The organism is Cryobacterium sp. BB736 (assembly GCF_014980265.1).
Lineage (GTDB): Bacteria > Actinomycetota > Actinomycetes > Actinomycetales > Microbacteriaceae > Terrimesophilobacter.
In genome coordinates, this window is record NZ_JABXWQ010000004.1 from 53,951 (window position 1) to 76,120 (window position 22,170).

General features: G+C 69.6%; 22 protein-coding genes. All 22 read right to left on the reverse strand.

Features of this window, described 5'->3' with window-relative positions; genetic code table 11:
• Window positions 1-17: 17 nt before the first annotated feature.
• On the reverse strand, window positions 18-617 hold the full coding sequence (locus IRG63_RS09765; protein WP_193509999.1) for a Trp biosynthesis-associated membrane protein: 600 nt from the start codon (window positions 615-617) through the stop codon (window positions 18-20).
• The gene (locus IRG63_RS09770) at window positions 614-2,128 is read right to left on the reverse strand and encodes an anthranilate synthase component I (protein WP_370566228.1); all 1,515 of its coding nucleotides are present in this window, start codon (window positions 2,126-2,128) and stop codon (window positions 614-616) included. The genes IRG63_RS09765 and IRG63_RS09770 overlap by 4 nt, the downstream gene beginning before the upstream one ends.
• Window positions 2,125-2,487, reverse strand: coding sequence for a phosphoribosyl-AMP cyclohydrolase (gene hisI, locus IRG63_RS09775; protein WP_168627298.1), 363 nt, complete (start codon window positions 2,485-2,487; stop codon window positions 2,125-2,127). Before hisI ends, IRG63_RS09770 begins: the two co-directional genes overlap by 4 nt.
• Before the next feature lies 1 nt (window position 2,488).
• On the reverse strand, window positions 2,489-3,247 hold the full coding sequence (gene hisF / locus IRG63_RS09780) for an imidazole glycerol phosphate synthase subunit HisF (RefSeq protein ID WP_193510001.1): 759 nt from the start codon (window positions 3,245-3,247) through the stop codon (window positions 2,489-2,491).
• A gap of 1 nt (window position 3,248) precedes the next feature.
• Window positions 3,249-4,091: an ATP phosphoribosyltransferase gene (gene hisG, locus IRG63_RS09785; RefSeq protein WP_168627300.1), complete on the reverse strand. Its 843-nt coding sequence runs from the start codon at window positions 4,089-4,091 to the stop codon at window positions 3,249-3,251.
• A 63-nt stretch (window positions 4,092-4,154) separates the two neighbouring features.
• The gene (locus tag IRG63_RS09790; protein ID WP_168627301.1) at window positions 4,155-4,418 is read right to left on the reverse strand and encodes a phosphoribosyl-ATP diphosphatase; all 264 of its coding nucleotides are present in this window, start codon (window positions 4,416-4,418) and stop codon (window positions 4,155-4,157) included.
• A gap of 37 nt (window positions 4,419-4,455) precedes the next feature.
• The gene (locus IRG63_RS09795) at window positions 4,456-4,830 is read right to left on the reverse strand and encodes an FKBP-type peptidyl-prolyl cis-trans isomerase (protein ID WP_168627302.1); all 375 of its coding nucleotides are present in this window, start codon (window positions 4,828-4,830) and stop codon (window positions 4,456-4,458) included.
• Window positions 4,831-4,859: 29 nt separating this feature from the next.
• Window positions 4,860-5,522: a ribulose-phosphate 3-epimerase gene (rpe, locus tag IRG63_RS09800; RefSeq protein ID WP_168627303.1), complete on the reverse strand. Its 663-nt coding sequence runs from the start codon at window positions 5,520-5,522 to the stop codon at window positions 4,860-4,862.
• Window positions 5,523-5,532: 10 nt separating this feature from the next.
• Entirely contained in the window at window positions 5,533-6,927 is a 1,395-nt protein-coding gene (locus tag IRG63_RS09805) for a transcription antitermination factor NusB (protein ID WP_193510002.1), read from the reverse strand.
• On the reverse strand, window positions 6,924-7,841 hold the full coding sequence (gene fmt, locus IRG63_RS09810; RefSeq protein ID WP_193510003.1) for a methionyl-tRNA formyltransferase: 918 nt from the start codon (window positions 7,839-7,841) through the stop codon (window positions 6,924-6,926). The genes IRG63_RS09805 and fmt overlap by 4 nt, the downstream gene beginning before the upstream one ends.
• A 38-nt stretch (window positions 7,842-7,879) precedes the next feature.
• Complete coding sequence (locus tag IRG63_RS09815) at window positions 7,880-9,844, reverse strand: primosomal protein N' (protein WP_193510004.1); 1,965 nt, start codon at window positions 9,842-9,844, stop codon at window positions 7,880-7,882.
• A gap of 2 nt (window positions 9,845-9,846) precedes the next feature.
• Window positions 9,847-11,046: a methionine adenosyltransferase gene (gene metK, locus IRG63_RS09820; protein ID WP_227412040.1), complete on the reverse strand. Its 1,200-nt coding sequence runs from the start codon at window positions 11,044-11,046 to the stop codon at window positions 9,847-9,849.
• A 30-nt stretch (window positions 11,047-11,076) separates the two neighbouring features.
• A complete protein-coding gene (coaBC, locus tag IRG63_RS09825) occupies window positions 11,077-12,255 on the reverse strand; it encodes a bifunctional phosphopantothenoylcysteine decarboxylase/phosphopantothenate--cysteine ligase CoaBC (protein WP_193510263.1) in 1,179 nt (392 codons plus the stop codon).
• Window positions 12,256-12,292: 37 nt separating this feature from the next.
• Window positions 12,293-12,550 (reverse strand): DNA-directed RNA polymerase subunit omega, encoded by a 258-nt coding sequence (gene rpoZ / locus IRG63_RS09830; protein WP_168627307.1) that lies wholly within the window; start codon window positions 12,548-12,550, stop codon window positions 12,293-12,295.
• 18 nt (window positions 12,551-12,568) lie between these two features.
• On the reverse strand, window positions 12,569-13,465 hold the full coding sequence (gmk, locus tag IRG63_RS09835) for a guanylate kinase (protein ID WP_168627308.1): 897 nt from the start codon (window positions 13,463-13,465) through the stop codon (window positions 12,569-12,571).
• Entirely contained in the window at window positions 13,462-14,325 is an 864-nt protein-coding gene (gene pyrF / locus IRG63_RS09840; RefSeq protein WP_227412041.1) for an orotidine-5'-phosphate decarboxylase, read from the reverse strand. Before pyrF ends, gmk begins: the two co-directional genes overlap by 4 nt.
• Entirely contained in the window at window positions 14,322-17,615 is a 3,294-nt protein-coding gene (carB, locus tag IRG63_RS09845; protein WP_193510005.1) for a carbamoyl-phosphate synthase large subunit, read from the reverse strand. Before carB ends, pyrF begins: the two co-directional genes overlap by 4 nt.
• The gene (gene carA / locus IRG63_RS09850; RefSeq protein WP_193510006.1) at window positions 17,615-18,766 is read right to left on the reverse strand and encodes a glutamine-hydrolyzing carbamoyl-phosphate synthase small subunit; all 1,152 of its coding nucleotides are present in this window, start codon (window positions 18,764-18,766) and stop codon (window positions 17,615-17,617) included. The genes carB and carA overlap by 1 nt, the downstream gene beginning before the upstream one ends.
• Window positions 18,767-19,252, reverse strand: a complete 486-nt coding sequence (locus IRG63_RS09855) for a hypothetical protein (RefSeq protein WP_193510007.1) — start codon at window positions 19,250-19,252, stop codon at window positions 18,767-18,769.
• Window positions 19,245-20,582, reverse strand: a complete 1,338-nt coding sequence (locus IRG63_RS09860) for a dihydroorotase (protein ID WP_193510008.1) — start codon at window positions 20,580-20,582, stop codon at window positions 19,245-19,247. Before IRG63_RS09860 ends, IRG63_RS09855 begins: the two co-directional genes overlap by 8 nt.
• Window positions 20,579-21,535 carry an aspartate carbamoyltransferase catalytic subunit gene (locus IRG63_RS09865; protein ID WP_168627313.1) on the reverse strand — a complete coding sequence of 319 codons (957 nt, stop codon included), beginning with the start codon at window positions 21,533-21,535 and terminating at the stop codon, window positions 20,579-20,581. The genes IRG63_RS09860 and IRG63_RS09865 overlap by 4 nt, the downstream gene beginning before the upstream one ends.
• Window positions 21,532-22,089 carry a bifunctional pyr operon transcriptional regulator/uracil phosphoribosyltransferase PyrR gene (pyrR, locus tag IRG63_RS09870; protein ID WP_168627314.1) on the reverse strand — a complete coding sequence of 186 codons (558 nt, stop codon included), beginning with the start codon at window positions 22,087-22,089 and terminating at the stop codon, window positions 21,532-21,534. Before pyrR ends, IRG63_RS09865 begins: the two co-directional genes overlap by 4 nt.
• Between the last annotated feature and the right edge of the window lie 81 nt (window positions 22,090-22,170).

Here is a 22,170-nt window from a genome sequence, read left to right on the forward strand (position 1 = left end):
CTTTGACCGTAGTCAGTCTAGCGGGAGGCGGAACCCTGCTCGCCCTGCTCGGTCGGGTCGTTGCCCTCGCTCAATGCATCCCAGTCGCTTGCGGCTCCCCGCACGGTGGCTGGCGCTGAGCGCTCATATTTGCGGGACGCGCCCGGCCAGCGGCGTGTCGTCACGAGGTTCAGGATGCCGAGGGCGGCCAGCAGGGCGGCGCTGACCATGGCCAGCCACGGCCATGGTGTCGGGCTGATCGCGGTGACAAGCTCGCGCAGCGACGACTCCCCTGACACTCCGGTCAGGTCGGTCACCAGCCGGGAGACCGCGCCAACCGGGTTCGCGATCGCTGCGGAGGCGACGATGACACCGCCGAAACCGATCGCCGTCTGCACCGCCGCGAGCACGACGCGGAAGAGCGTGCCCGCGATGGCCATCGCCGCGACGAGGGCGAGCCCGGCCAGTGCAAGCGCCGGCAGCGCCGGCCCGGCGACGTCTCCGCCCGCGGGGACCGGCTCCGCCGTGACCGCGCCGAGTTCAACCATGAACCAGGGCTGGGTCCACGCGAGCAGCATGAGCGCCGGCAACAGGACCCCGGCGAGGAGGCTCACGGTCTTCAACCGGCGAGGGGTCATCCGCGCACTCTCCGCATGGCGTTGGCGACGGCGACAGCGCGCAGCGGCGCCGCCGCCTTGTTGCGGGTCTCCTCGTACTCGCTGTCAGGGTTCGAGCCGGCGACGATGCCTGCACCGGCCTGCACCCTCGCCACCCCGCCCGCGATCGTGGTGGTGCGGATCGCGATCGCCAGGTCGAGGTCGCCGGCGAAGTCGAAGTAGCCGACGACCCCGCCGTACAGGCCGCGCTGCGCCGGTTCGAGCTCGTCGATGATTTCCAGCGCGCGCGGCTTCGGCGCGCCGGATAACGTGCCGGCCGGGAAGGTCGAGGTGAAGACATCGATCGGGCTGACGTCGGCCCTGGCGTCGCCCTCGACCGAGGACACCAGGTGCATGATGTGGCTGAACCGCTCCACCTGCATGAACTCGGTCACCTCGACCGAGCCGGCAGTGCACACCCGCAGCAGGTCATTCCGGGCGAGGTCGACGAGCATCAGGTGCTCCGAGCGCTCCTTGTCGTCGGCGAGGAGCTCCTCGGCGAGCTCGAGGTCGTGCTCGGGGTTGTCGCCTCGCGGCCGGGAACCGGCGATCGGATGCGAGTAGACGCGGCCGCCGCTGACCTTCACGAGCGCCTCAGGGGACGAACCGACCACCCAGTACTGCGCTCCGGCTGGGTCCTGAAGCGACAGGTAGTACATGTACGGGCTCGGGTTCAGGGTGCGCAGCACCCGGTACACGTCGAGCGGGTCCGCTGTCACCTCGTGGTCGAAGCGGTGCGAGAGCACAACCTGGAAGACGTCACCGTCCCGGATGTACTGCTTGCCACGCTCGACCGACTCGACGAACGCGGCACGCTCGATGCGCGACGACGGCGTCGGTGCGGTCGTCAGGTCGACCTCGGCGAGAAACGCCTCGGCCGGCTGCGCGAGCCGCCGCTGCAGCGAGTCGAGGCGGGCCTGCGCATCCGCCCAGGCGTCATCCGGGTCCGCGCCGTCGGCCAGCACGTTGGCGATCAGCAGCACCGAACCGTCCCTGTGGTCGACGACCACGAGTTCGGAGACGAAGCTCATGGCCAGACCGGGGATCTCGTAGTCGGCCGCGGGCGCCTCGGGGAGGTGCTCCAGTTGCCGTATGGCCTCCCAGCCGATCAGCCCGACGAGACCGCCGGTCAGCGGCGGGTGGCCATCGACCTTGGGGGTGCGCCACCGCTCGTGCAATCGCGCGAGCGCGGCGAGCGGCTCGGTCGGCGCGTCGTCGCCCAGCGCCCGGTCCGCGCTGAGGCCGAAGTCCTGCCAGAGGGCGGCATCCGAGCCCTGGGTGAGAACACCGAAGCTCGCGACGCCGATGAACGAGTAGCGGGACCAGATGCCGCCCTGCTCGGCGGATTCGAGCAGGAAGGTGCCCGGCGCGTCACCGGCCAGCTTCCGGTAGATCCCGACGGGCGTCTCCCCATCCGCGAACAGGGTGCGGATGACCGGGACCACCTTGTGGCCTGAGATGAGCGCGCCGAACTGCGCGCGGGACGTGGTCACTGGGCCGCCCCGATGACCGGGGTGAGCGGGCCGACGTCGAAGCACGCGTGCGCGCCGGTGTGGCACGCGGCGCCGACCTGCTCGACCTGCACCAGCAGGGTGTCGTTGTCGCAGTCGAAGGCGGCGCCCTTGACGTACTGCGCGTGCCCGGAGGTGTCGCCCTTGCGCCAGTACTCCTGCCGTGACCTGGACCAGAAGGTCACCCGGCCCTCGGTGAGGGTGCGCTTCAGCGCCTCGCGGTTCATCCAGCCGAGCATGAGCACCTGCTTCGTGCTCTGCTCCTGGATCACGGCCGGCAGCAGCCCGCGATCGTCGAATACCGCGGCCTCGAGCACCGCATCCAGTTCCGCGTCGTCCATGTCACGCTCCCCTGACGCTGATGCCGTCGGCGGCCAGCGCGCCCTTGACGTCGCCGACGGTGAGTTCCCCATTGTGGAAGACGGATGCCGCAAGCACCGCGTCCGCGCCCGCGTGCACCGCTGGCGCGAAGTGCTCGAGTGCGCCGGCGCCGCCGGAGGCGATCACGGGCACCGAGCTGAGCTCGTGCATCGCGGCGGTCAACTCGAGGTCGTAGCCTGCCTTGGTGCCGTCGGCGTCGATCGAGTTGACCAGCAGTTCGCCCGCACCGCGTTCGATGGCCTCTTTCGCCCAGTCGAGGGCCAGCAGGTCAGTCTCCCGGCGGCCACCGTGGGTGGTGACGATGAACCCACGGTCGGTGCGCTTGACGTCGAGGGACAGCACGAGCACCTGCGCGCCGAATCGGTCGGCGATCTCTTCGATGAGCGCTGGCCGGGCGATGGCCGCGCTGTTGACCCCCACCTTGTCGGCGCCGGCCGCCAGCAGCCGGCCGACGTCATCCGTGCTGCGCACTCCCCCGCCGACGGTGAGCGGGATGAACACCTGCTCTGCGGTGCGCGCGACCATGTCGTAGGTAGTCGACCGGTTGTCGACTGTCGCGGTGACGTCGAGGAAGGTGAGCTCGTCGGCGCCCTGCGCCGCATACTTGGCGGCGAGCTCGACCGGGTCGCCTGCGTCCCGCAGGTTCAGGAAGTTGACGCCCTTGACCACTCGGCCGTCTGCGACGTCCAGGCAGGGGATGACCCTGATGGCGACGGCCATGTCAGATCCGTGCCGCGTGGATCGGGCTGACCAGGATGGCGCGTGCGCCCAGCTCGTACAGCTCGTCCATGAGCTGGTTGGTGCCGGCGCTGGGCACCATGACGCGCACCGCAACCCAGCCGGTGTCGCGCAGCGGGGACACCGTCGGCGACTCCAGCCCTGGCGTGATAGCCGATGCGGCTTCAACCAGGTCGGCGGGCAGGTCGTAGTCCATGAGCACGTATTGGCGGGCGACCAGCACTCCCTGCAGGCGGCGGTGGAAGGTGGACAGACCGGGCAGGTCCTTGCCGGAGCTGATCAGCACCGCGGTCGACTCCAGGATGATCGGCCCGAACACCTCGAGCCCCTGCTGGCGCAGGGTGGTGCCGGTGGAGACGACGTCGGCGACCGCATCCGCGACCCCAAGGCGAACCGCCGACTCGACCGCGCCGTCCAGCGCAACGAGTTCGACGTCGACGCCCTGCTTCCTCAGGAAGCGGCCGACCAGTCCCGTGTAGCTGGTCGCGACGCGCAGGCCGCTGAGGTCCGCGAGCTCAGTGAATCGGCCGACCGGGCCGGCGAACCGGAAGGTCGACTCGGCGAAGTCGAGCCCGCCGATCTCGGTCGCGCTCGACCCGGAGTCGAGCAGCAGGTCACGGCCGGTGATGCCGACATCGAGCGCGCCACTTCCGACATAGGTCGCGATGTCCCGCGGTCGCAGGTAGAAGAATTCGACGTCGTTGGCCGGGTCGAAGACGATCAGTTCCTTCGAGTCCCGTCGGACGACGTAGCCGGCCTCGCCCAGCATCTGGGTGGCGGTGTCGGAGAGCATGCCCTTGTTGGGCACCGCGACTTTCAGTGTCATGTCAGCTCTTTAACTCGCCGCCGAAAGCGGCGCTCACGTGGGTGGGTGGTGGAGGAAAGGCGATCACAGATGTCGGTAGACATCGGCAGTCGTCAGACCCTTCGCGAGCATGAGCACCTGCAGGTGGTAGAGCAGTTGGGAGATCTCCAGCGCGGTCTGCTCTTCGCCCTCGTGCTCTGCGGCCATCCACACCTCTGCGGCCTCCTCGACGATCTTCTTGCCGATCGAGTGCACCCCGGAGTCGAGGAGTTCGACCGTGCGTGAACCGGCCGGTCGGGTCGCTGCCCGCTCTCCCAGTTCTGCGAACAGGTCGTCGAAGGTCTTCACGCGTACAACGTTACCTGCTGGCGGCAGGCTGCTTGGGCTAGGAGACGCCGAGCAGGTCGATCACGAAGATCAGGGTGCGGCCGGAGAGTTCGTGGCCGGTGCCTGCCTCGCCGTAGGCCAGACGCGGCGGCACCACGAGCTGACGGCGTCCTCCGACGCGCATGCCCGGGATGCCCTCCTGCCAACCCGCGATGAGCGCGCCGAGCGGGAAGTTCACCGATTGGCCGCGACTCCAAGAGGAGTCGAACTCTTCGCCGGACTCCAGATCCACCCCGACGTAGTGCACGTCGACGGTCGAGCCGGGGGTCGCCTCTGCTCCGTCACCCTCGTCGATGTCGGTGATCACGAGATCGGTGGGCGCCTCGCCCTCGAAGAAGTCGATCTCCGGCTTGGACTTGTTGAAATCGCTCATCGCACCATCCAAGCAGATGAGGCGGCTGTTCAGGCGTGGGTGTGCTCCGCGACCGCTGCCCGCAGCGACTGGATGTTGTCGGCCGCGGTGCCCGCGCCGTACACCGCGGAGCCGGCGACGAAGGTGTCGGCTCCGGCCTCGGCGGCGATGCCGATGGTGTCGGCGTCGATGCCTCCGTCGACCTGCAGCCAGACGTCGAGTCCGGATGCCTTCACAGCGTCGGCCGCGCGACGCAGCTTCGGCATCATGTCGTGCATGAATTTCTGTCCGCCGAAGCCCGGCTCGACGGTCATCACCAAGAGCTGGTCGAACTCGCCGAGAACCTCGAGGTAGTCGTCGATCGGCGTGCCCGGCTTCACCGCGAGCCCGGCGCGGGCGCCGATCTGCCGCAGTCGCCTGGCGAGCGCGACGGCATCCGTCGCCGCCTCGGCGTGGAAGGTGACCGAGAACGCGCCCAACTCTGCGTACCCGGGCGCCCACCGGTCGGGGTCGTCGATCATCAGGTGCACGTCGAGCGGGATCGGGGACACGTCCTGGATCCGCCCCACCATCTGCGGGCCGAACGTCAGATTGGGTACGAAGTGGTTGTCCATGACGTCCACGTGCACGAGGTCGGCGGTTGCGATCGCGGCGATGTCCCGCTCGAGGTTGACGAAGTCGGCCGACAGGATGCTGGGGTTGATGCGCGCCATGCTGGCCAGCCTATTCGGCGGGCTTCTGCAGCAGCGCGATGAACATCGCGTCGGTGCCGTGCCGGTGCGGCCACAGCTGCGCGTGCAGGGCGTCGGCGAGCTCGAGCGGCTGGTTCGTGACCCTGCCGAGCACGCCGGGGGTGTCCAGTTGCTCCAGCCCGGCCGCGACCGCCCGCTCAACAATCACACGCGTTTCCGCCACGTGCGGCGAGCAGGTGACGTAGGCGAGCAATCCGCCCGGCGCGAGCGCCGCGACCGCCGAGTCGATCAGTTCGCCCTGCAGCGTCGTGAGTTCCGGCACGTCCCGCGGTTGCTTGCGCCACCGGGCCTCCGGGCGCCGGCGCAGTGCGCCGAGCCCGGTGCAGGGCGCGTCGAGCAGGATGCGGTGGTAGCGTCCCGGCTCGTTCTCGCCGATGCTGCGCCCGTCGCCCACCCGTACCACCGGGGGCCGTTCGAACGCCGCGACCGCGTTGCGCACGAGCTCTGCACGTGCCGGCACGAACTCGTTCGCGATGAGCTCGACGTCGCTGCCGAGCGCTTCTGCGGCGAGCAGCGCCGTCTTGCCACCGGGGCCTGCGCACAGGTCCAGCCAGCGCTCCCCCGTGCCGATCGGCCGAGCACGAGTGAGGGCTAAGGCAGCCAGCTGCGATCCTTCGTCCTGCACCCTGACCCTCCCGTCGCGCACAGCAGGCCAGCGCCGCGGGTCGCCGCCGGGACTGACCGCCGCGAACGGTGAGAACCGGCCCGGATCCGCGCCGTCGAGGTCGGAGGCGCTCGCCAGGCCGGGTAGTGCTGCGAGGGTGACGCGTGGGGCGAGGTTGTCGGCCTCGAGCAGCGCCTCGAGCTCGTTCTCCCTGCCCTCTGCCCGCAGCGCCTGCCGGAAGGCCCTGACCACCCACGCCGGGTGCGAGTGCTCCGCAGCCAGCCGGTCGTCGCCGCTCTTCGGTGCGGCGAGCACCCGCTGCCGCCATTCCTCGGCTCCGGTCCGGCTGATCGTGCGCAGCACGCCGTTGACGAAACCGGTGCTCGACCGAGTGCCAACCTCGCGGGCGAGCTCCACCGACTCGTCGACCGCAGCGTGCTGCGCCACGCGCATGCCCAGCAGCTGGTGCGCGCCCAGTCGCAGCACATCGAGGATCGGCGGGTCGATGGCGTCGACGCCGCGCCGCGCGGCGAGTTCGATGACGCTGTCGTAGTAGCCGAGCTGACGCAGCGTCCCATAGGTGAGCTCGGTGGCGAGGCCGGCGTCAGCGCCGCTGATGCCGGCGCGCGCGAGCCGAGTGGGCAGCAGCAGGTTGGCGTAGGCATCCGACTCTGTGACCGCCCGGATGACGTCGAACGCGACTCGCCTGGCCGCGCGCCCGGGGCGTTCGGCGCGCGACTCGCGTCCGCCCTCGCGGCTCACTGCGTCACCAGCTCTTCTGTGCGCTGCCCGCGCCACCAGTCGCCCGCGCGCATCGCGGTCTTCCCTGCCGGCTGCACCTGGAGCAGTTCGATCGGGTGGTCGGCTGTGCCCGCGAGCACGCGGCCTTCGACGAACCGGATGCGTCCAGGCGGCAACGGCGCCGCATCCGGTGCGGGGGTCGCGTCGAGGATCTTGAGACGAGCCCCGTCGATGGTGGTGTGCGCGCCCGGTTCCGGGGTGACTCCGCGGATGCGGCTGTCGACTTCCCGGGCGTTGCGGGCCCAGTCGACGCGGCCGTCGTCCAGGGTCAGCTTGGGGGCGAGGGTGACGTCGCCGCTCTGCGGCTGGGGTGATGCGGTGCCGCCTGCGATCGCGTCGATCACGTCCACCAGCAGTCTGGCGCCGCTGTCGGCGAGTTCGGCCAGCAATGATCCGGATGTCTGGTGTCCGGCGATCTGCTGGGTGAGCTGCCCGTAGACGTCGCCGGCGTCGAGCTCCTCTACCAGCCGGAAGACTGTCGCGCCGGTCAGGTCATCGCCGGCGATGATCGCGTGCTGCACCGGCGCTGCTCCGCGCCACCGCGGCAGCAGTGAGAAGTGCAGGTTGATCCAACCGTGCTCTGGCAGCGACAGCAGCGGTTTGCGGACCAGTCCGCCGTAGGCGACGATGACGCCGAGGTCCGGTGCGAGTGCCGCTATCGCCTCCGTCGCCGGTCCCGCCAGCCGGTTCGCCTTGATCACCGGGACCCCGAGTTCCGCGGCTGCCTCGGCGATCGGGGTGGCACGAAGCTCACGCTTGCGCCCGTGCGGGGAATCTTCCCGCGTGACGACGCCGACCAGCTCGTGCCCGCTCGCCGCCACCGCGGCCAGGCTCGGCAAGGCCGTCTCTGGGCTTCCCGCAAACACCAGGCGCACCGGCGCTCACTCTCCTTGATTCTTCGCTTCCGATGCCGTCAGGACTCGTCGGTGAACGGTTCGAGATCGTCGAACCGGACTCTCAGTGTAGGCGGCGCCGGCCTGCGGTTCGGCGGCACGGCCGAGCGCCTGATGGTCGCGTTCCGAATGAGTTCGGCGCGCAGCGAGCTCGCAACCGCACCGCCGGCCGAGTAGTCGAAACGGACGATCGCCCGCACTGAGCCTCGCTCGGTGGCGACGGGACCCAGCACGTCCACCCCCGGCCCGTCCGGGACGACCGCGAGTGCCGCAGCGACCTCCTCCGCGGTGCCGGTGACGGTCGCCGCGCGCACCGCGGGCGGGAAGCGAAGCCGCTTCCGGTCGGACAGTTCCGCTCTCGCGTAGTCGGCGAGCCGCCAGGTGGCGAGGGCCGTGGCGATGCTCCCGCTGACCCCGACGAGCATCACCGGCGCGCCGGGCGCGGCCAGCGCGGTCGCGTTCGACCACCAGCGCAGGCAGTCCTCGGCGATCCGGAGGCTCTCGCGCGCGAGCATCCGCTCCCCATCGAGGAGCAGCACCGCCCGGTAGCCGCCGGATGCGATGGGCTCTGCGCCGCGGGTGGCGATCACCAGCGCGGGGGTACCGGACACGCCGAGCACGTTCCGTTCGCCGTCGGCGACGATGACAGCGACGCCGGGGAAGGCACGGCCGAGATCCTCGGCCGTGCGGGTTGAGCCGCCCGTGCCCTGTCGCAGCTCCGTGCCGGCGCACCGGTCGCACGCCCAGTCGCTGGCGATGGCGCCGCACCAGCCGCAGGACGGCGCCGCGCCGCGCGAGGCAAGCCCGAGCGGACCGCCGCAGTGTCGACAGCGTGCCGCCACCCTGCAGCTTGCGCACACCAGTTGCGGCGAGTAGCCCGGCCGGGCGACCTGCACCAGCACGGGTCCGTCCGCGAGGGCGTCGCGGGCGGCGCTCCAGGCACCGGAGGGGATGCGGGCCCGCTGCGCGAGTGGGTCCTCGCCACGCTGGTAGGCGGTCGGGATGACGCGTGGCAGGTACGCACGCCGCGGGGCAATCGCCTGCACCCAGCCGACTTCGACCAGGCGCTCCACCTCGGTGCTGCGGGTGTGCCCGAAGAAAGCGAGGGCACAGCCTTGCTGCTCCTGCCGCACGAGCGCGACGTCGCGGCTGTGCACGTACGGTGCGAGCGGTTCGGCGTGCAGCGGGTCACCGTCGTCCCATAACGCGATCAGGGCCAGTCGCGCCGCCGGCGCGTAGATCGCGGACCGATTGCCGACGATCACCACGGGCTCTTCCTCGAGGCAGCGCAGGAAGCCCGCGTAGCGGTCTCGGTCGGCTTGCCTGGCGTCAAGCGTCACGATGCGCTCCGCCGGCAGCACCGCCTCGAGCGCGGCGACCAGCTGTTCCTGGTCGCGGTAGTCCGGCACGCCCAGGATGACGTGCCCGCGCGGCAGCGCCCGGCTGGCGAGCGCGGCCATCGCGATCGCCCATTCGCCAACCCAGCGGCCATCAGGAAGCGGCGCGGTCAGCGGAACCGCGTCGACCGCGGCTCGGCCGCCGCGTTCGAGGATCGCATCGAACATCGCGTCGTCGAAGGCAGGGATGTCGGCGGGGGCGATCGGAGCGGGTGGGTCGGTCGGCTGCCTGCCCAGCCAGGCCGTCTCGACCCTCGCCTGCCGTTTGGGGATCGCCAGCCGGAGCACGTCGCTCGCCGAACCGCCGGCGCGGTCGGCGACACGCCGAGCGAGCGCCCAGACCTCAGGCGCCAGCACCGGGGCAGCCGAAACGACAGAGTCCAGGTCGCTCAGTTTGCCTGTGAAGTCCGCGTCGGTGGCGAGCTCGACGAGGTATCCGCTGGCGATCCGGTTGCGGAACGGGACCTTGACCCGCACGCCCGGCCGGACGGTCTCGGCGAGTGCGTCCGGCACCCGGTAGTCGTAGAGCTGGTCGAGCTGGGGCAACGGTGAGTCGATGAGCACCCGGGCGATGGATGCCTGACTCATGGCTACAACCCGGCTGCGCTGCGCAGCTGCTCCACGCGGTCGAGTCGCTCCCAGGTGAAGTCGGGGAGTTCCCGGCCGAAGTGCCCGTAGGTGGAGGTCTGCCGGTAGATCGGCCGAAGCAGGTCGAGGTCGCGCACGATCGCGGCCGGACGCAGGTCGAAGACCTCCCGGATGGCCTCGATGATGCGATTCTCATCAACGTGCGCGGTGCCGAACGACTCCACGTACAGCCCGACCGGATGCGCCTTGCCGATCGCGTAGGCCACCTGCACCTCGAGCTTGTCGGCGAGTCCGGCGGCGACGACGTTCTTGGCCACCCAGCGCATCGCATACGCGGCCGAGCGGTCGACCTTCGACGGGTCCTTGCCGCTGAATGCGCCACCGCCGTGCCGTGCGGCGCCGCCGTAGGTGTCGACGATGATCTTGCGCCCGGTCAGGCCCGCGTCGCCCATCGGGCCGCCGATCTCGAAGCGGCCGGTGGGGTTGATCAGGATGCGTGTGCTCTCGGCGTCGAGGCCGGAGCTCTCCAGCACCGGGCGGATCACCAGCTCCTCGATCTCGGGGAACAGCCGGCTGTTGTCGACCTCCGGCACGTGCTGCGTGGAGAGGACGACGGTGTCGAGGGTGCGCGGCACGTCGCCGTCGTAGCCGATCGTCACCTGGGTCTTGCCGTCGGGCCGCAGGTAGCCGAGTTCTCCGCTCTTGCGCACCTCGCCGAGCCGTTCCGCGAGCCGGTGTGCGAGCCAGCTCCCGAGCGGCATGTACTGCGGCGTCTCGGTGGTGGCGAAGCCGAACATGATGCCCTGGTCCCCGGCCCCCTGGGCGTCGAGCGGGTCGGAGGCGCCGGCGCGGCTTTCCAGCGCGTGGTCGACGCCCTGCGCGATGTCGGGTGACTGCGCGCCGATCGACACCGAAACGCCGCAGGACTCACCGTCGAAGCCCATGTCGGACGAGTTGTAGCCGATGTCGAGGATGGTCTGGCGCACGATGGTCGGGATGTCGGCGTAGCCGGAGCAGGTCACCTCGCCGACGACATGCACCAGCCCGGTGGTCACGACGGCCTCCACCGCGACACGGCTGCTGCGATCCACGGTCAGCAACGCGTCAAGGATGCTGTCGGAGATCTGGTCGCAGACCTTGTCCGGGTGTCCTTCTGTGACGGATTCGCTCGTGAAGAGGCGCAGTGGCGCGGCAGTGCTCAATAGATCACCCAACGTGAAAGAGGAAGCGGTTCAGGACAGCAGATCGAGAATACGGTCGGCCACTGACGCCTTGGGGCCAGAGGCCTCCATCACTATATCCCCGGCCCTGTTCAGGGTTACGACCGAGTTCTCGCCGGTGCCGAAGCCTGCATCCCAGCCCACCCTGTTGATGACCAGAAAGTCGCTGCCCTTACGGGCGAGCTTGCGGCGGCCCAGCTCGAGCAGCGCACCCGGGTCTTCTTCAGTCTCCGCGGCGAAGCCCACGATGACCTGACCGTCACGCCGGTTCTCCGAGAGGGTCTGCAGGATGTCCGGGTTGCGCACCAGTTCGATGGTGAGCCGGTCGCCCTGGGTCTCCTTCTTGATCTTGCCCTCGGCGACAGCCTCCGGCCGGTAGTCGGCCACTGCCGCCGCCATGATCACCACGTGAGCGGTCGCGGCCGCGGCGAAGGTCGCGTCGGCAAGCTCCCGCGCGGATGACACGCGGGTCAGCACGACGGATGCCGGTGGCGCGACCTCGAGGTTCGCGGCGATCAGGGTTACGTCCGCGCCACGCGTGGCTGCGGCTGCCGCGATGGCGACGCCCTGCCTGCCGCTCGAGCGGTTGCCGATGTAGCGCACCGGGTCGATCGCCTCGCGCGTGCCACCGGCTGTGACGACGATGCGCTTGCCGACCAGGTCACGCGGTCCGCGTGCCGCGAGGGCCGCCTCGACGATCGCCTCCGGCTCCACCATGCGCCCGGGGCCGCTGTCGCTGCCGGTGAGCTGACCGCTCGCCGGCCCGACGATGACGACACCGCGTTCGCGCAGCACGGCGATGTTGTGCGTTGTCGCCGGGTTCTGCCACATTTCGGTGTGCATCGCCGGCGCGAGCACGAGCGGTGCGGTGCTGGCCAGGATGGTGTTGCCGAGCAGGTCGTCGGCGAGTCCGAAGGCGATCTTCGCGATGGTGTTCGCGGTCGCGGGGGCGACGATGATCAGGTCGGCTGCCTGCCCGATCGCGACGTGCCTGACCTGCGCGACGCCCTCGTACAGGTCGGTGTGCACCGGGTTGCGGCTGATTGCCTCGAGAGTCGGCCGTCCGACGAAGCGCAGTGCGGCATCCGTCGCCACGACGTGCACGTCGTGACCGGCGAGGACGAGCGAGCGGATGACGCCGACCGCCTTGTACGCGGCGATCCCGCCGGTGACTCCGACGACGACGTTCAGACGCTCCCCCACGTTGCCGCCTTTGGGTCTGGGCTCGCTAGGAGGCGAGCGGCTTCATGACGAGCTTGCCCTCGTTGATCTCGTGCAGAGCAACCGAGAGCGGCTTGTCGTCGATGGTCGAATCGACGAGCGGTCCGACGTTGTCGAACAGGCTGCCCTCGTGCAGATCGGCGTAGTAGTCGTTGATCTGACGGGCGCGCTTCGACGCGAACACCACGAGCGCGTACTTGGAGTCGACCTTGGTCAACAGCTCGTCGATGGGCGGGTCGATGATGCCCTTGGCGCGTTCAACCATGAAAAAACTCCTCATTACTTAGTTCGAGATCGACATCAAGTCTACGACCTCGCGCGCGGCTTGGCTTACCTCGGCGTTCACGATGCGGTAATCGAACTCGTCCTGGGCTGCCAATTCGACCTTTGCGGTCTCCAGTCTGCGCGCCTGTTCGGCGCTGTCCTCTGTGCCGCGGCCGATGAGCCGGCGGACGAGCTCCTCCCAGGTCGGGGGCAGCAGGAACACTAATGTCGCGTCCGGCATCTGGCTGCGCACCGAGCGCGCACCCTGCAGGTCGATCTCCAGCAGCACGCTGCGGCCCTCGTTCAACGCCCGCTCGATCGGGGCGCGCGGGGTTCCGTAGCGGTAGGCGTTGTGCACCGTCGCGTACTCGAGCATCTCGCCGGTTGCGATCAGCCGGTCGAACTCGTCGTCGCTGACGAAGTGGTAGTTGACGCCGTCGATCTCGCCCGGGCGCGGCTTGCGGGTTGTCGCGGACACCGAGAGCAGCACGTCAGGGTAGTTCTCCCGGATGTAGCCGGACACGGTGCCCTTGCCGACCGCGGTCGGCCCTGCCAGCACGACGAGCCGGCTCGCCGGCCTGGTCCCGCTGCTCTCTCGCTGCGCGAGGAATTCCTGCAGCGCCTTGCGCTGCCGGCTGCCGAGACCGCCGACCCGCTTGGAATCCGCGATGCCGAGTTGCTGCATGACGCGGCCGCTGCGCACCGGGCCCATGCCGGGGATGCTGCCGAGCAGTTCCCGCACGCGCAGGCTTGCTTCCGCGCTGCTGCCGTCGCTCAGCCCGGTCTCCAGCACGTCGGAGGCGCTGCGGGTGCGCTCGGCGACGGCGCGTTTCACTTGTGCGCGCGCGCGACGTGCGGCGACGGCGGCGCGCGACGCGGCCGCGCGATCGACCTCGGGCGGGTTCACCTGGCTCACGCGGCGAGCTCTTCCGACGCGCTCTCGATCGCCGCGACGATCCGGTGCGGCCCGGCGCTCAGCACCGTCCGGGAGACCGAAGCGAGAGTGGCTCCTGCTGCCTGCCCGAAGATCGGCCGGAAGTCGGCGAGCTGGGCGCCCTGGTGCCCGAAGCCTGGTGCGAGCACTGGTGTCGCAGGGGGTCCGGCGACGCCGTCCAGGTTGATGCCGAGGGCGGGGAAGTCGGCGGTCGCGCCGAGGACGAGCCCGATCGAGCCGACCGGACCACGGGCATCCGCGTTGAGGGATCGCACGTCCTCGACGATACCCGCGGCGACGCTGGTTCCTTGCCGGTTGCCGGTGCCGAGCACCGCGGATTGCGACTCGAAGCCTTCCGGGTTGGAGGTCGCCGCGAGTACGAACAGGCCCTTCCCGTTGTGGTGGGCCAGGTCGACGGCGCCGCGCAGGGCACCGATTCCGAGGAACGGGTTGACGGTCAGCGCGTCGGCCTCCAGCGGGCTGCCCGGTGTGAGCCAGGCGTCACCGTACCCGTCGAGGGTGCTGCCGATGTCGCCGCGCTTGGCGTCGGCGATGACCAGCAGGCCGGCGGCGCGCGCCGCGGCCAGCACCCGCTCAAGGGCCGAGAAGCCTGCAGCTCCGAAGCGTTCGAAGAACGCCACCTGCGGTTTGACCGCGGGCACGCGCCCCGCCGACGCCTCGATGACCCGCAAGCCCAGCTCGCGCGCGCCGTCTGCGGTGTCGTCGAGCCCCCATGCCTTCAGCACTGTGCGCTGTGGGTCGATGCCGACGCACAGGTTGCCGCGCGAGGAGATCGCGGCGGCCAGTCGCTCACCGAACGGAGCCATCCGGTCAGCGCTCATTTCGCCAGGCGCGCCGCGCGGTCGCGCTCGTAGTCCTGCAGGGACCGCACGTCGAAGCCATCCGGGATGGTCTCGATCGACGACACGGCGGCAGAGAGCTGCGCGATGGTCGTGAACAGCGCCTTGTCGGCGGCAACCGTCGCGGTGCGGATCTCGTAGCCGTCGACACGCGCCGAGCGCCCGCTCGGCGTGTTGATGACGATGTCCACCTCACCAGCGCTGATCAGTTCGACGATGGTGCGCTCCCCCGGTGCGCGGACGTCGGAGTGCTTGCGCACGACCGTCGCCTCGATGCCGTTCCGCGCCAGGATCCTCGCGGTCCCTGAAGTCGCAAGCACCGTGAAGCCGAGCTGCAGCAGTCGCATCACCGGCAGCACGATCGCGCGCTTGTCCCTGTCGGCGACGGAGACGAAGACCGTGCCGCTGGACGGAAGCCCGCCGTAGGCGGCGGCCTGGCTCTTCGCGAACGCCTTCGGGAAGTTCGAGTCGATGCCCATGACCTCACCGGTCGAGCGCATCTCGGGGCCGAGCACGGAGTCGACGATCCTGCCCTCGCGTGTCCGGAATCGCTTGAACGGCAGCACCGCCTCCTTCACCGCCACCGGCGCGTCCATCGGCACATCGGAGCCGTCCTTCGCCGGGAGCAGCCCGGATGCGATCAGCTCGGCGATGCTCTCGCCTGCCATCAGCCGGGACGCTGCCTTCGCCAGCGGGATGCCGAGCGCCTTGGAGACGAACGGGACGGTGCGTGAAGCGCGCGGGTTGGCCTCTAGCACGTAGAGCAGGTCCTGTCCGATCGCGAACTGCACGTTGAGCAGCCCGCGCACGCCGATTCCCTCGGCGATGGAGCGGGTGGCGGTGCGTACCGCGTCGATGATGTCGTCCCCGAGGGTCACCGGCGGCAGCGTGCAGGACGAGTCGCCGGAGTGAATGCCCGCCTCCTCGAGGTGCTCCATGATGCCGCCGATGTACAGGTCGGTGCCGTCGTACAGCGCGTCGACGTCGATCTCGACCGCGTCATCGAGGAAGCGGTCGACGAGCAGCGGCGAGCCGGGGCCGATGATCGCCTGACCGGCGACCCGTTCGAAGTAGCCGGCCATCGACTCTGAGTCGTAGACGATCTCCATGCCGCGCCCGCCGAGCACGAAGCTGGGGCGCACCAGCACCGGGTAGCCGATCTCCTCCGCGACCGCGATCGCGCTGTCCCTGTCGGTCGCGGTGCCGTTCTTCGGGGCGAGCAGGCCCGCGGCGTCGAGGATGCCGGAGAACAGGCCGCGTTCCTCGGCGAGGTCGATCGCATCCGGGCTGGTACCCAGGATCGGGACACCGGCGTCCTGCAGCCCCTTCGCGAGCCCGAGAGCGGTCTGGCCGCCGAGCTGCACGATCGCGCCGACGAGTTCGCCGCTGGATTTCTCCGCCTCCACCACTTCGAGCACGTCCTCGAGGGTGAGCGGCTCGAAGTAGAGCCGGTCAGAGGTGTCGTAGTCGGTGGAGACGGTCTCCGGGTTGCAGTTCACCATGATCGTCTCGAAGCCGGCTTCCGACAGCGAGAACGCGGCGTGCACGCACGAGTAGTCGAACTCGACGCCCTGGCCGATGCGGTTCGGGCCGCTGCCGATGATGATGATCTTCTTGGCGTCGCTGGGCTCGACCTCGGTCTCCTGGTCGTAGCTGGAGTAGTGGTACGGGGTGAAGGCGGGGAACTCGCCCGCGCAGGTGTCCACCGTCTTGTAGACCGGGCGCACGCCAGCGTTGTGCCGGATGGCGCTCACCTCGTGTTCGTCGAGCCCGCGCAGCTGTCCGAGCTGCGCGTCGCTGAAGCCGTGGTTCTTGGCGTGGCGCAGCAGTTCTGCGTCGAGGCTCGGCGCGGCGGCCACCTCTGCTGCGACCTCGTTGATGAGCACGATCTGGTCGAGGAACCACGGGTCGATGCCCGTCGCCTCGTGCGCCTGCTCGATGGTCGCACCGGCACGCAGCGCCTGCTGAAGGGTGACGATTCGACCATCGGTGGGAACGCTCGCGAGCTCGAGCAGTTCGGCGGGGTCCCCCGGTTCGCCCAGCCAGTGGAACGATGAGCCGCGCTTCTCCAGCGAGCGGAGCGCCTTCTGCAGCGCGGTGGCGTAGTTGCGGCCGATCGCCATCGCCTCACCGACAGACTTCATGGTCGTAGTGAGGGTCGTGTCGGCAGCGGGGAACTTCTCGAACGCGAAGCGGGGCACCTTGACCACGACGTAGTCGAGGGTCGGCTCGAAGCTCGCCGGGGTCACCCTGGTGATGTCGTTCGGGATCTCGTCGAGCCGGTAGCCGATCGCCAGCTTGGCGGCGATCTTGGCGATCGGGAACCCGGTCGCCTTGCTTGCGAGCGCGCTCGAGCGGGAGACGCGCGGGTTCATCTCGATGACGATGACCCTGCCGTCCTTCGGGTCGACGGCGAACTGGATGTTGCAGCCGCCGGTGTCGACGCCGACACGTCTGATGATGTCGATGCCGATGTCGCGCAGGTTCTGGAACTCCCGGTCGGTGAGGGTCAGCGCCGGGGCAACGGTGATGGAGTCCCCGGTGTGGACGCCGACCGGGTCCACGTTCTCGATCGAGCAGACCACCACGGTGTTGTCCGAGTTGTCGCGCATGAGCTCGAGTTCGTACTCCTTCCAGCCGAGGATCGACTCCTCGAGCAGCACCTCCGTTGTCGGGCTTTGGTGCAGGCCGTCGGTGACCATCCGGATGAGCTCTTCGCGGGTGTAGGCGAAGCCGGAGCCGAGCCCGCCCATGGTGTATGACGGGCGGATGACGAGCGGGTAGCCGAGGTCCTCGGCGAATTCGATCGCCTCCTCGACGGTGTGCGCCACGTGGCTGCGGGCGACGTCGGCGCCCGAGGCGAGCACCAGGTCCTTGAACAGCTGTCGGTCCTCGCCCTTGCGGATCGCGTCCAGGTTCGCGCCGATCAGCTCGACGCCGTACTTCTCCAGCACGCCGTGTTCGTGCAGTTCGATGGCCGCGTTCAGTGCGGTCTGCCCGCCCAGGGTCGGCAGGATCGCATCCGGCCGCTCCTTCTCGATGATCGAGGAGATGACCTCCCAGGTGATCGGCTCGACGTAGGTCGCGTCGGCGAAGTCGGGGTCGGTCATGATCGTCGCCGGGTTGGAGTTGATCAGGATGACCCGCACGCCCTCCTCCCGCAGCACCCGGCAGGCTTGCGTGCCCGAGTAGTCGAACTCGACGGCCTGGCCGATGACGATCGGCCCGGAGCCGATCACGAGAACGCTGTTGATGTCGCTGCGCTTGGGCATCAGGCCTTGTCTCCAGTGGTGGTGCGTGAATCGATGACCAATTGCCGGAACCGGTCGAAGAGGTAGTTGGCGTCGTGCGGTCCCGCGGCGGCCTCCGGGTGGTATTGCACCGAGAATGCGGGGATGTCGAGGGCGTTCAGGCCCTCGACGACGTTGTCGTTGAGGTTGACGTGGCTCACCTCGACCCGACCGAACCCGGCGGGCGAGTCGCTCACCGTGTCGACGGGCGCGTCGACAGCGAAGCCGTGGTTGTGGGCGGTGATCTCCGTGCGTCCGGTGGCGCGGTCGACGACCGGCTGGTTGATGCCACGGTGGCCGTATGGGAGCTTGTAGGTCTGGTAGCCGAGGGCGCGGCCGAGCAGCTGGTTGCCGAAGCAGATGCCGAAGAACGGGAGCCGCTCACGCAGCACCGCCTGCAGCAGTTCGACGTGGCTGTCCGACCCGGCGGGGTCACCTGGCCCGTTCGAGAAGAACACCGCATCCGGCTTCAGCGCGAACAGCTCGTCCTTGGTGGTCGCCTGCGGCAGCACATGCACGTCGAAACCGCGTGCGGTCAGGTAGGCGAGGGTCGACGCCTTGACGCCGAGGTCGAGCACCGCGACCGACCCGATGCGTTCGCCCTCGGGCTCGAGCAGGTACGGCTCTGGGGTGGAGACGGTGGCCGAGAGGTTGCGGCCGGTCATCGACTCGGATGCCCGCACTGCAGCGAGCTGCTCGTCCTCCCCGAGCGCGGCATCCGGCCCTGAGAAGATCCCGGCGCGCATGACGCCGGCGTCGCGCAGCCGCCTGGTGACCGCTCGGGTGTCGATGCCGCTGATGCCGACGACGCCTTGCTCGACGAGGGCGTCGTCGAGGCTGCCGGTGGCGCGATGGTTGGACACGGTGCGTGCAGGGTCGCGCACGATGAAACCGGAGACCCAGATCCGGTCCGATTCGCCGTCCTCACCGTTGACACCGGTGATGCCGATGTGCGGAGCGGTCATGAGCACGATCTGGCCGGCATAGGACGGGTCGGTCAGCGTCTCCTGGTAGCCGGTCATGCCGGTGGCGAACACCGCCTCGCCGAGCGTCCGGCCGAGTGCGCCGTACGCGGTGCCGACGTAGCGGGTGCCGTCCTCGAGCACGAGTACCGCGCTGTGGGGTGCTGTCACTTAGTTCTCCCTTTCCAGGACAGAGGCAATCGCCTCGAGCAGTCCGCTGTCCGCGGCCGCCCGCAGGTAGGTGTCGACCTCGGTGTCTGAAAGCCGCCAGCGCAGGCAGATCAGTCCACCGGTCTCGACGCCCTTGTCGATGGTCCAGGTTGCGCGCTCCACCGAGACGATGTCCGAGGCTGGCACGAACACCGGATCCTCGCCGCGCAGTTCGAGCAGCACGCCTTCCTCGTGTACGGAGACCGTCGCGCGCGCCCGGAACGCGAGCGGACCGACGGTGACGCGCTCGAGCGGCGTATCGGCGATGGTCGTCGCGGCGTGCAGCGCGTCGCTTTCGTGCAGTGCGGCGCCGAGCCCGGCCGGCGCGGCCTCGGGCACCGCAATGTCACGCTGGCGCTGTTTGCGGGACCGCCAGCCGAGGTACATGGCTATGAGGATGAGCGCGAGGACCAGGATCACGATCGCGGCGGGGACGAGCCTATCCACGCGCCACCTCGTGCGTGCCACGGTCGGCGAACTCTTCGGCGGCGACGAGTTCACCGTCGATCACCGTCTGCCGTCCTTCGTGGATGGTCGCGACCACCCGACCGGGCAGTTCCCGCCCGAAGTAGGGCGAGTTGATGCTCTTGCCGCTCAGGTGCTCCGGCGCGAAGGCGCGGGTGGCGGATGCGTCGTAGAGGGTGAGGTTGGCCGGCGCGCCGACCGCGATGCCTTGCGCGTAGCCGTCGAGTCGGCCGATCGCCGCGGGCGCAGCGGACAGCACCCTGGCGACATCCGCCCAGCCGAGCTCTCCACTGTCGACGACGGATGCCTGCACGACGGACAGCGCGGATTCGAGGCCGACCATGCCGAATGCGGCGGCGCTCCACTCCGCTTCCTTGGCCTCGAGCGGGTGCGGCGCGTGGTCGGTGGCGACGATGTCGATGGTGCCGTCGGCGAGCCCTGCGCGCAGCGCCCGCACGTCGTCGTCGCTGCGCAGCGGCGGGTTGACCTTGAAGCGTGCGTCGTAGCCGCGGATGAGGTCTTCGGTGAGCAGCAGGTGGTGCGGTGTGACCTCTGCGGTCACCGCGATGCCGCGCGCTTTCGCCCAACGCACAACGTCGACGGCACCCGCGGTCGAGACGTGGCAGATGTGCACGCGCGCGCCGACGTGCTCGGCGATGAGGACATCACGCGCGATGATCGCCTCCTCGGCGACGGCGGGCCAGCCGGCCAGTCCGAGCTCGCTGGACAGCGCTCCCTCGTTCATCTGCGCGTCGAGGGTCAATCGTGGCTCCTGCGCGTGCTGCGCGACGACGCCGTCGAAGGTCTTGACGTATTCGAGCGCGCGGCGCATGAGGAGAGCGTCCCAGACGCACTTGCCGTCGTCGGAGAATACGCGCACCTGGGCGCGGCTGCGCGCCATGGCGCCAATCTCGGCGAGACGCTCCCCCGCGAGCCCAACGGTGACGGCACCGACCGGACGCACGGTGACGTACCCGGCGGCCCGTCCGAGGGCCTGTACCTGCTCGACGACGCCGGCGGTGTCGGCAACCGGTGAGGTGTTCGCCATCGCGTGCACAGCGGTGAACCCGCCGGCCGCGGCCGCGCGCGAGCCGGTGAGCACGGTCTCGCTCTGCTCGAAGCCGGGTTCCCGCAGGTGGGTGTGCAGGTCGACGAGACCGGGCAGCGCGATGAGCCCGTCGGCGTCGATGCTGGTGGCGCCCGAGGAGTCGAGGCTGCGGCCGAGTCCAGTGATGGTGCCGTTCTCGATCAGGATGTCTGCGGTGGAGCCTCCGGGGAGCGTCGCGCCGCGCACATGCAGTCTTTGGTTCACTTGAGCAGCGCCTCCCGATCTGAAGCCAGCAGGAGGTACAGCACAGCCATCCTCACCGACACCCCGTTCGCGACTTGTTCTCGCACCGTCGACCGCGGGGAGTCGGCGGCGTTGGCAGAGATCTCCAGCCCACGATTCATCGGGCCGGGGTGCATGACAATGCTACCCGCGCCCAGACGCGCCAGTCGCTCGTCGTCGAGTCCCCACTGTCTGGAGTACTCGCGCGCGTTCGGGAAGAAGGCGTCCTGCATCCGCTCCGCCTGGATGCGCAGCATCATGACGACATCCGGTGCCGCGTCGATCGCCTCGTCCAGGTCGTGGCCCGTCGTCGCCGGCCAGCCGTCGATCGCGACCGGCATGAGCGTGCCGGGGGCGACCAGGTGCACGCGAGCGCCGAGGGTGGCCAGCAGCCACACGTTGGACCGCGCAACCCGCGAGTGCAGGATGTCCCCGACGATGGTCACCGAGGTCCCGTCGAGGTCCTTCCCGCGGCTGGCGTCCCCGTGCAGCCGGCGGCGGATGGTGAACGCGTCGAGCAGCGCCTGGGTCGGGTGCTCGTGGGTGCCGTCCCCGGCGTTGATCACACCGGCGTCGACCCAATCGCTCGACGCGAGCACGTTGGGCGCCCCGGATGCCGGGTGACGCATGACCACCGCGTCGACCCCCATCGCCGCGAGGGTCTGCGCGGTGTCCTTCAGGCTCTCGCCCTTGGAGACACTCGAGCCCTTCGCGGCGAAGTTGATGACGTCGGCGCTCAGCCGCTTCGCGGCGGCCTCGAACGAGATGCGGGTGCGGGTGGAGTCCTCGAAGAACAGGTTGACGACGGTCCGGCCCCGCAGGGTCGGAAGCTTCGGCACCGAGCGGCTGGCGACATCCGCCATGTCCTCCGCGACGTCGAGGATGCCGATGGCGTCGTCGCGGGTCAGGTCGCGGGTCGACAGTAGGTGCCTCATCGCGCCTGCCCTTCCGATGGGCTCGGTGTCTCGATGGAGACGTGCTCCTCACCGTCGACCTCGCGCACACGCACGTTGACGCGTTCGGCAGCGGACGACGGCAGGTTCTTGCCGACGAAGTCGGCCCGGATCGGCAATTCCCGGTGGCCACGGTCGACGAGCACGGCCAGCCGGACCGCGCGCGGCCTGCCCAAGTCACCGAGCGCGTCCAGCGCCGCGCGAATCGTCCGCCCGGAGTAGAGCACGTCGTCGACCAGCACAACGGTCTTGCCGTCGATCCCGCCGGACGGGATGCGAGTGGGCCGCGGCGTGCGGGTCGGGTTCCGGCCGAGGTCGTCGCGGTACATCGTGACGTCGAGTGTCCCGACCTGGCCGCTGCCCGGCTCAATGCTGTCGAGGATGCTGGCGATGCGCTCGGCCAGCACGGCGCCGCGCGTCGGAATTCCCAGGATGACGAGGTCGCTGCCGCCGTGATTCGACTCGAGGATCTCGTGCGAGATGCGCGTGAGCGCCCTGGTGATGTCAGAGGACTGCAAAACGGTGCGCGCAGTCATACCGACCTCCTTCCCCGCCTCTCCGGACGGCTTTAAAGGATGTCTTCTTGCCTCAAGCATACTGCGTGCTCGAGGCGAGCC

What these genes read in the sequence shown, in the direction of transcription:
- IRG63_RS09765 (WP_193509999.1), bottom strand. Translation starts at nt 617, where the DNA reads ATGACCCCTCGCCGGTTGAAGACCGTGAGCCTCCTCGCCGGGGTCCTG.
- hisI (WP_168627298.1), bottom strand. Translation starts at nt 2,487, where the DNA reads ATGGACGACGCGGAACTGGATGCGGTGCTCGAGGCCGCGGTATTCGAC.
- hisF (WP_193510001.1), bottom strand. Translation starts at nt 3,247, where the DNA reads ATGGCCGTCGCCATCAGGGTCATCCCCTGCCTGGACGTCGCAGACGGC.
- hisG (WP_168627300.1), bottom strand. Translation starts at nt 4,091, where the DNA reads ATGACACTGAAAGTCGCGGTGCCCAACAAGGGCATGCTCTCCGACACC.
- IRG63_RS09795 (WP_168627302.1), bottom strand. Translation starts at nt 4,830, where the DNA reads ATGAGCGATTTCAACAAGTCCAAGCCGGAGATCGACTTCTTCGAGGGC.
- rpe (WP_168627303.1), bottom strand. Translation starts at nt 5,522, where the DNA reads ATGGCGCGCATCAACCCCAGCATCCTGTCGGCCGACTTCGTCAACCTC.
- IRG63_RS09815 (WP_193510004.1), bottom strand. Translation starts at nt 9,844, where the DNA reads ATGAGTCAGGCATCCATCGCCCGGGTGCTCATCGACTCACCGTTGCCC.
- rpoZ (WP_168627307.1), bottom strand. Translation starts at nt 12,550, where the DNA reads ATGGTTGAACGCGCCAAGGGCATCATCGACCCGCCCATCGACGAGCTG.
- pyrF (WP_227412041.1), bottom strand. Translation starts at nt 14,325, where the DNA reads ATGAGCGCTGACCGGATGGCTCCGTTCGGTGAGCGACTGGCCGCCGCG.
- carB (WP_193510005.1), bottom strand. Translation starts at nt 17,615, where the DNA reads ATGCCCAAGCGCAGCGACATCAACAGCGTTCTCGTGATCGGCTCCGGG.
- IRG63_RS09865 (WP_168627313.1), bottom strand. Translation starts at nt 21,535, where the DNA reads ATGAGGCACCTACTGTCGACCCGCGACCTGACCCGCGACGACGCCATC.
- pyrR (WP_168627314.1), bottom strand. Translation starts at nt 22,089, where the DNA reads ATGACTGCGCGCACCGTTTTGCAGTCCTCTGACATCACCAGGGCGCTC.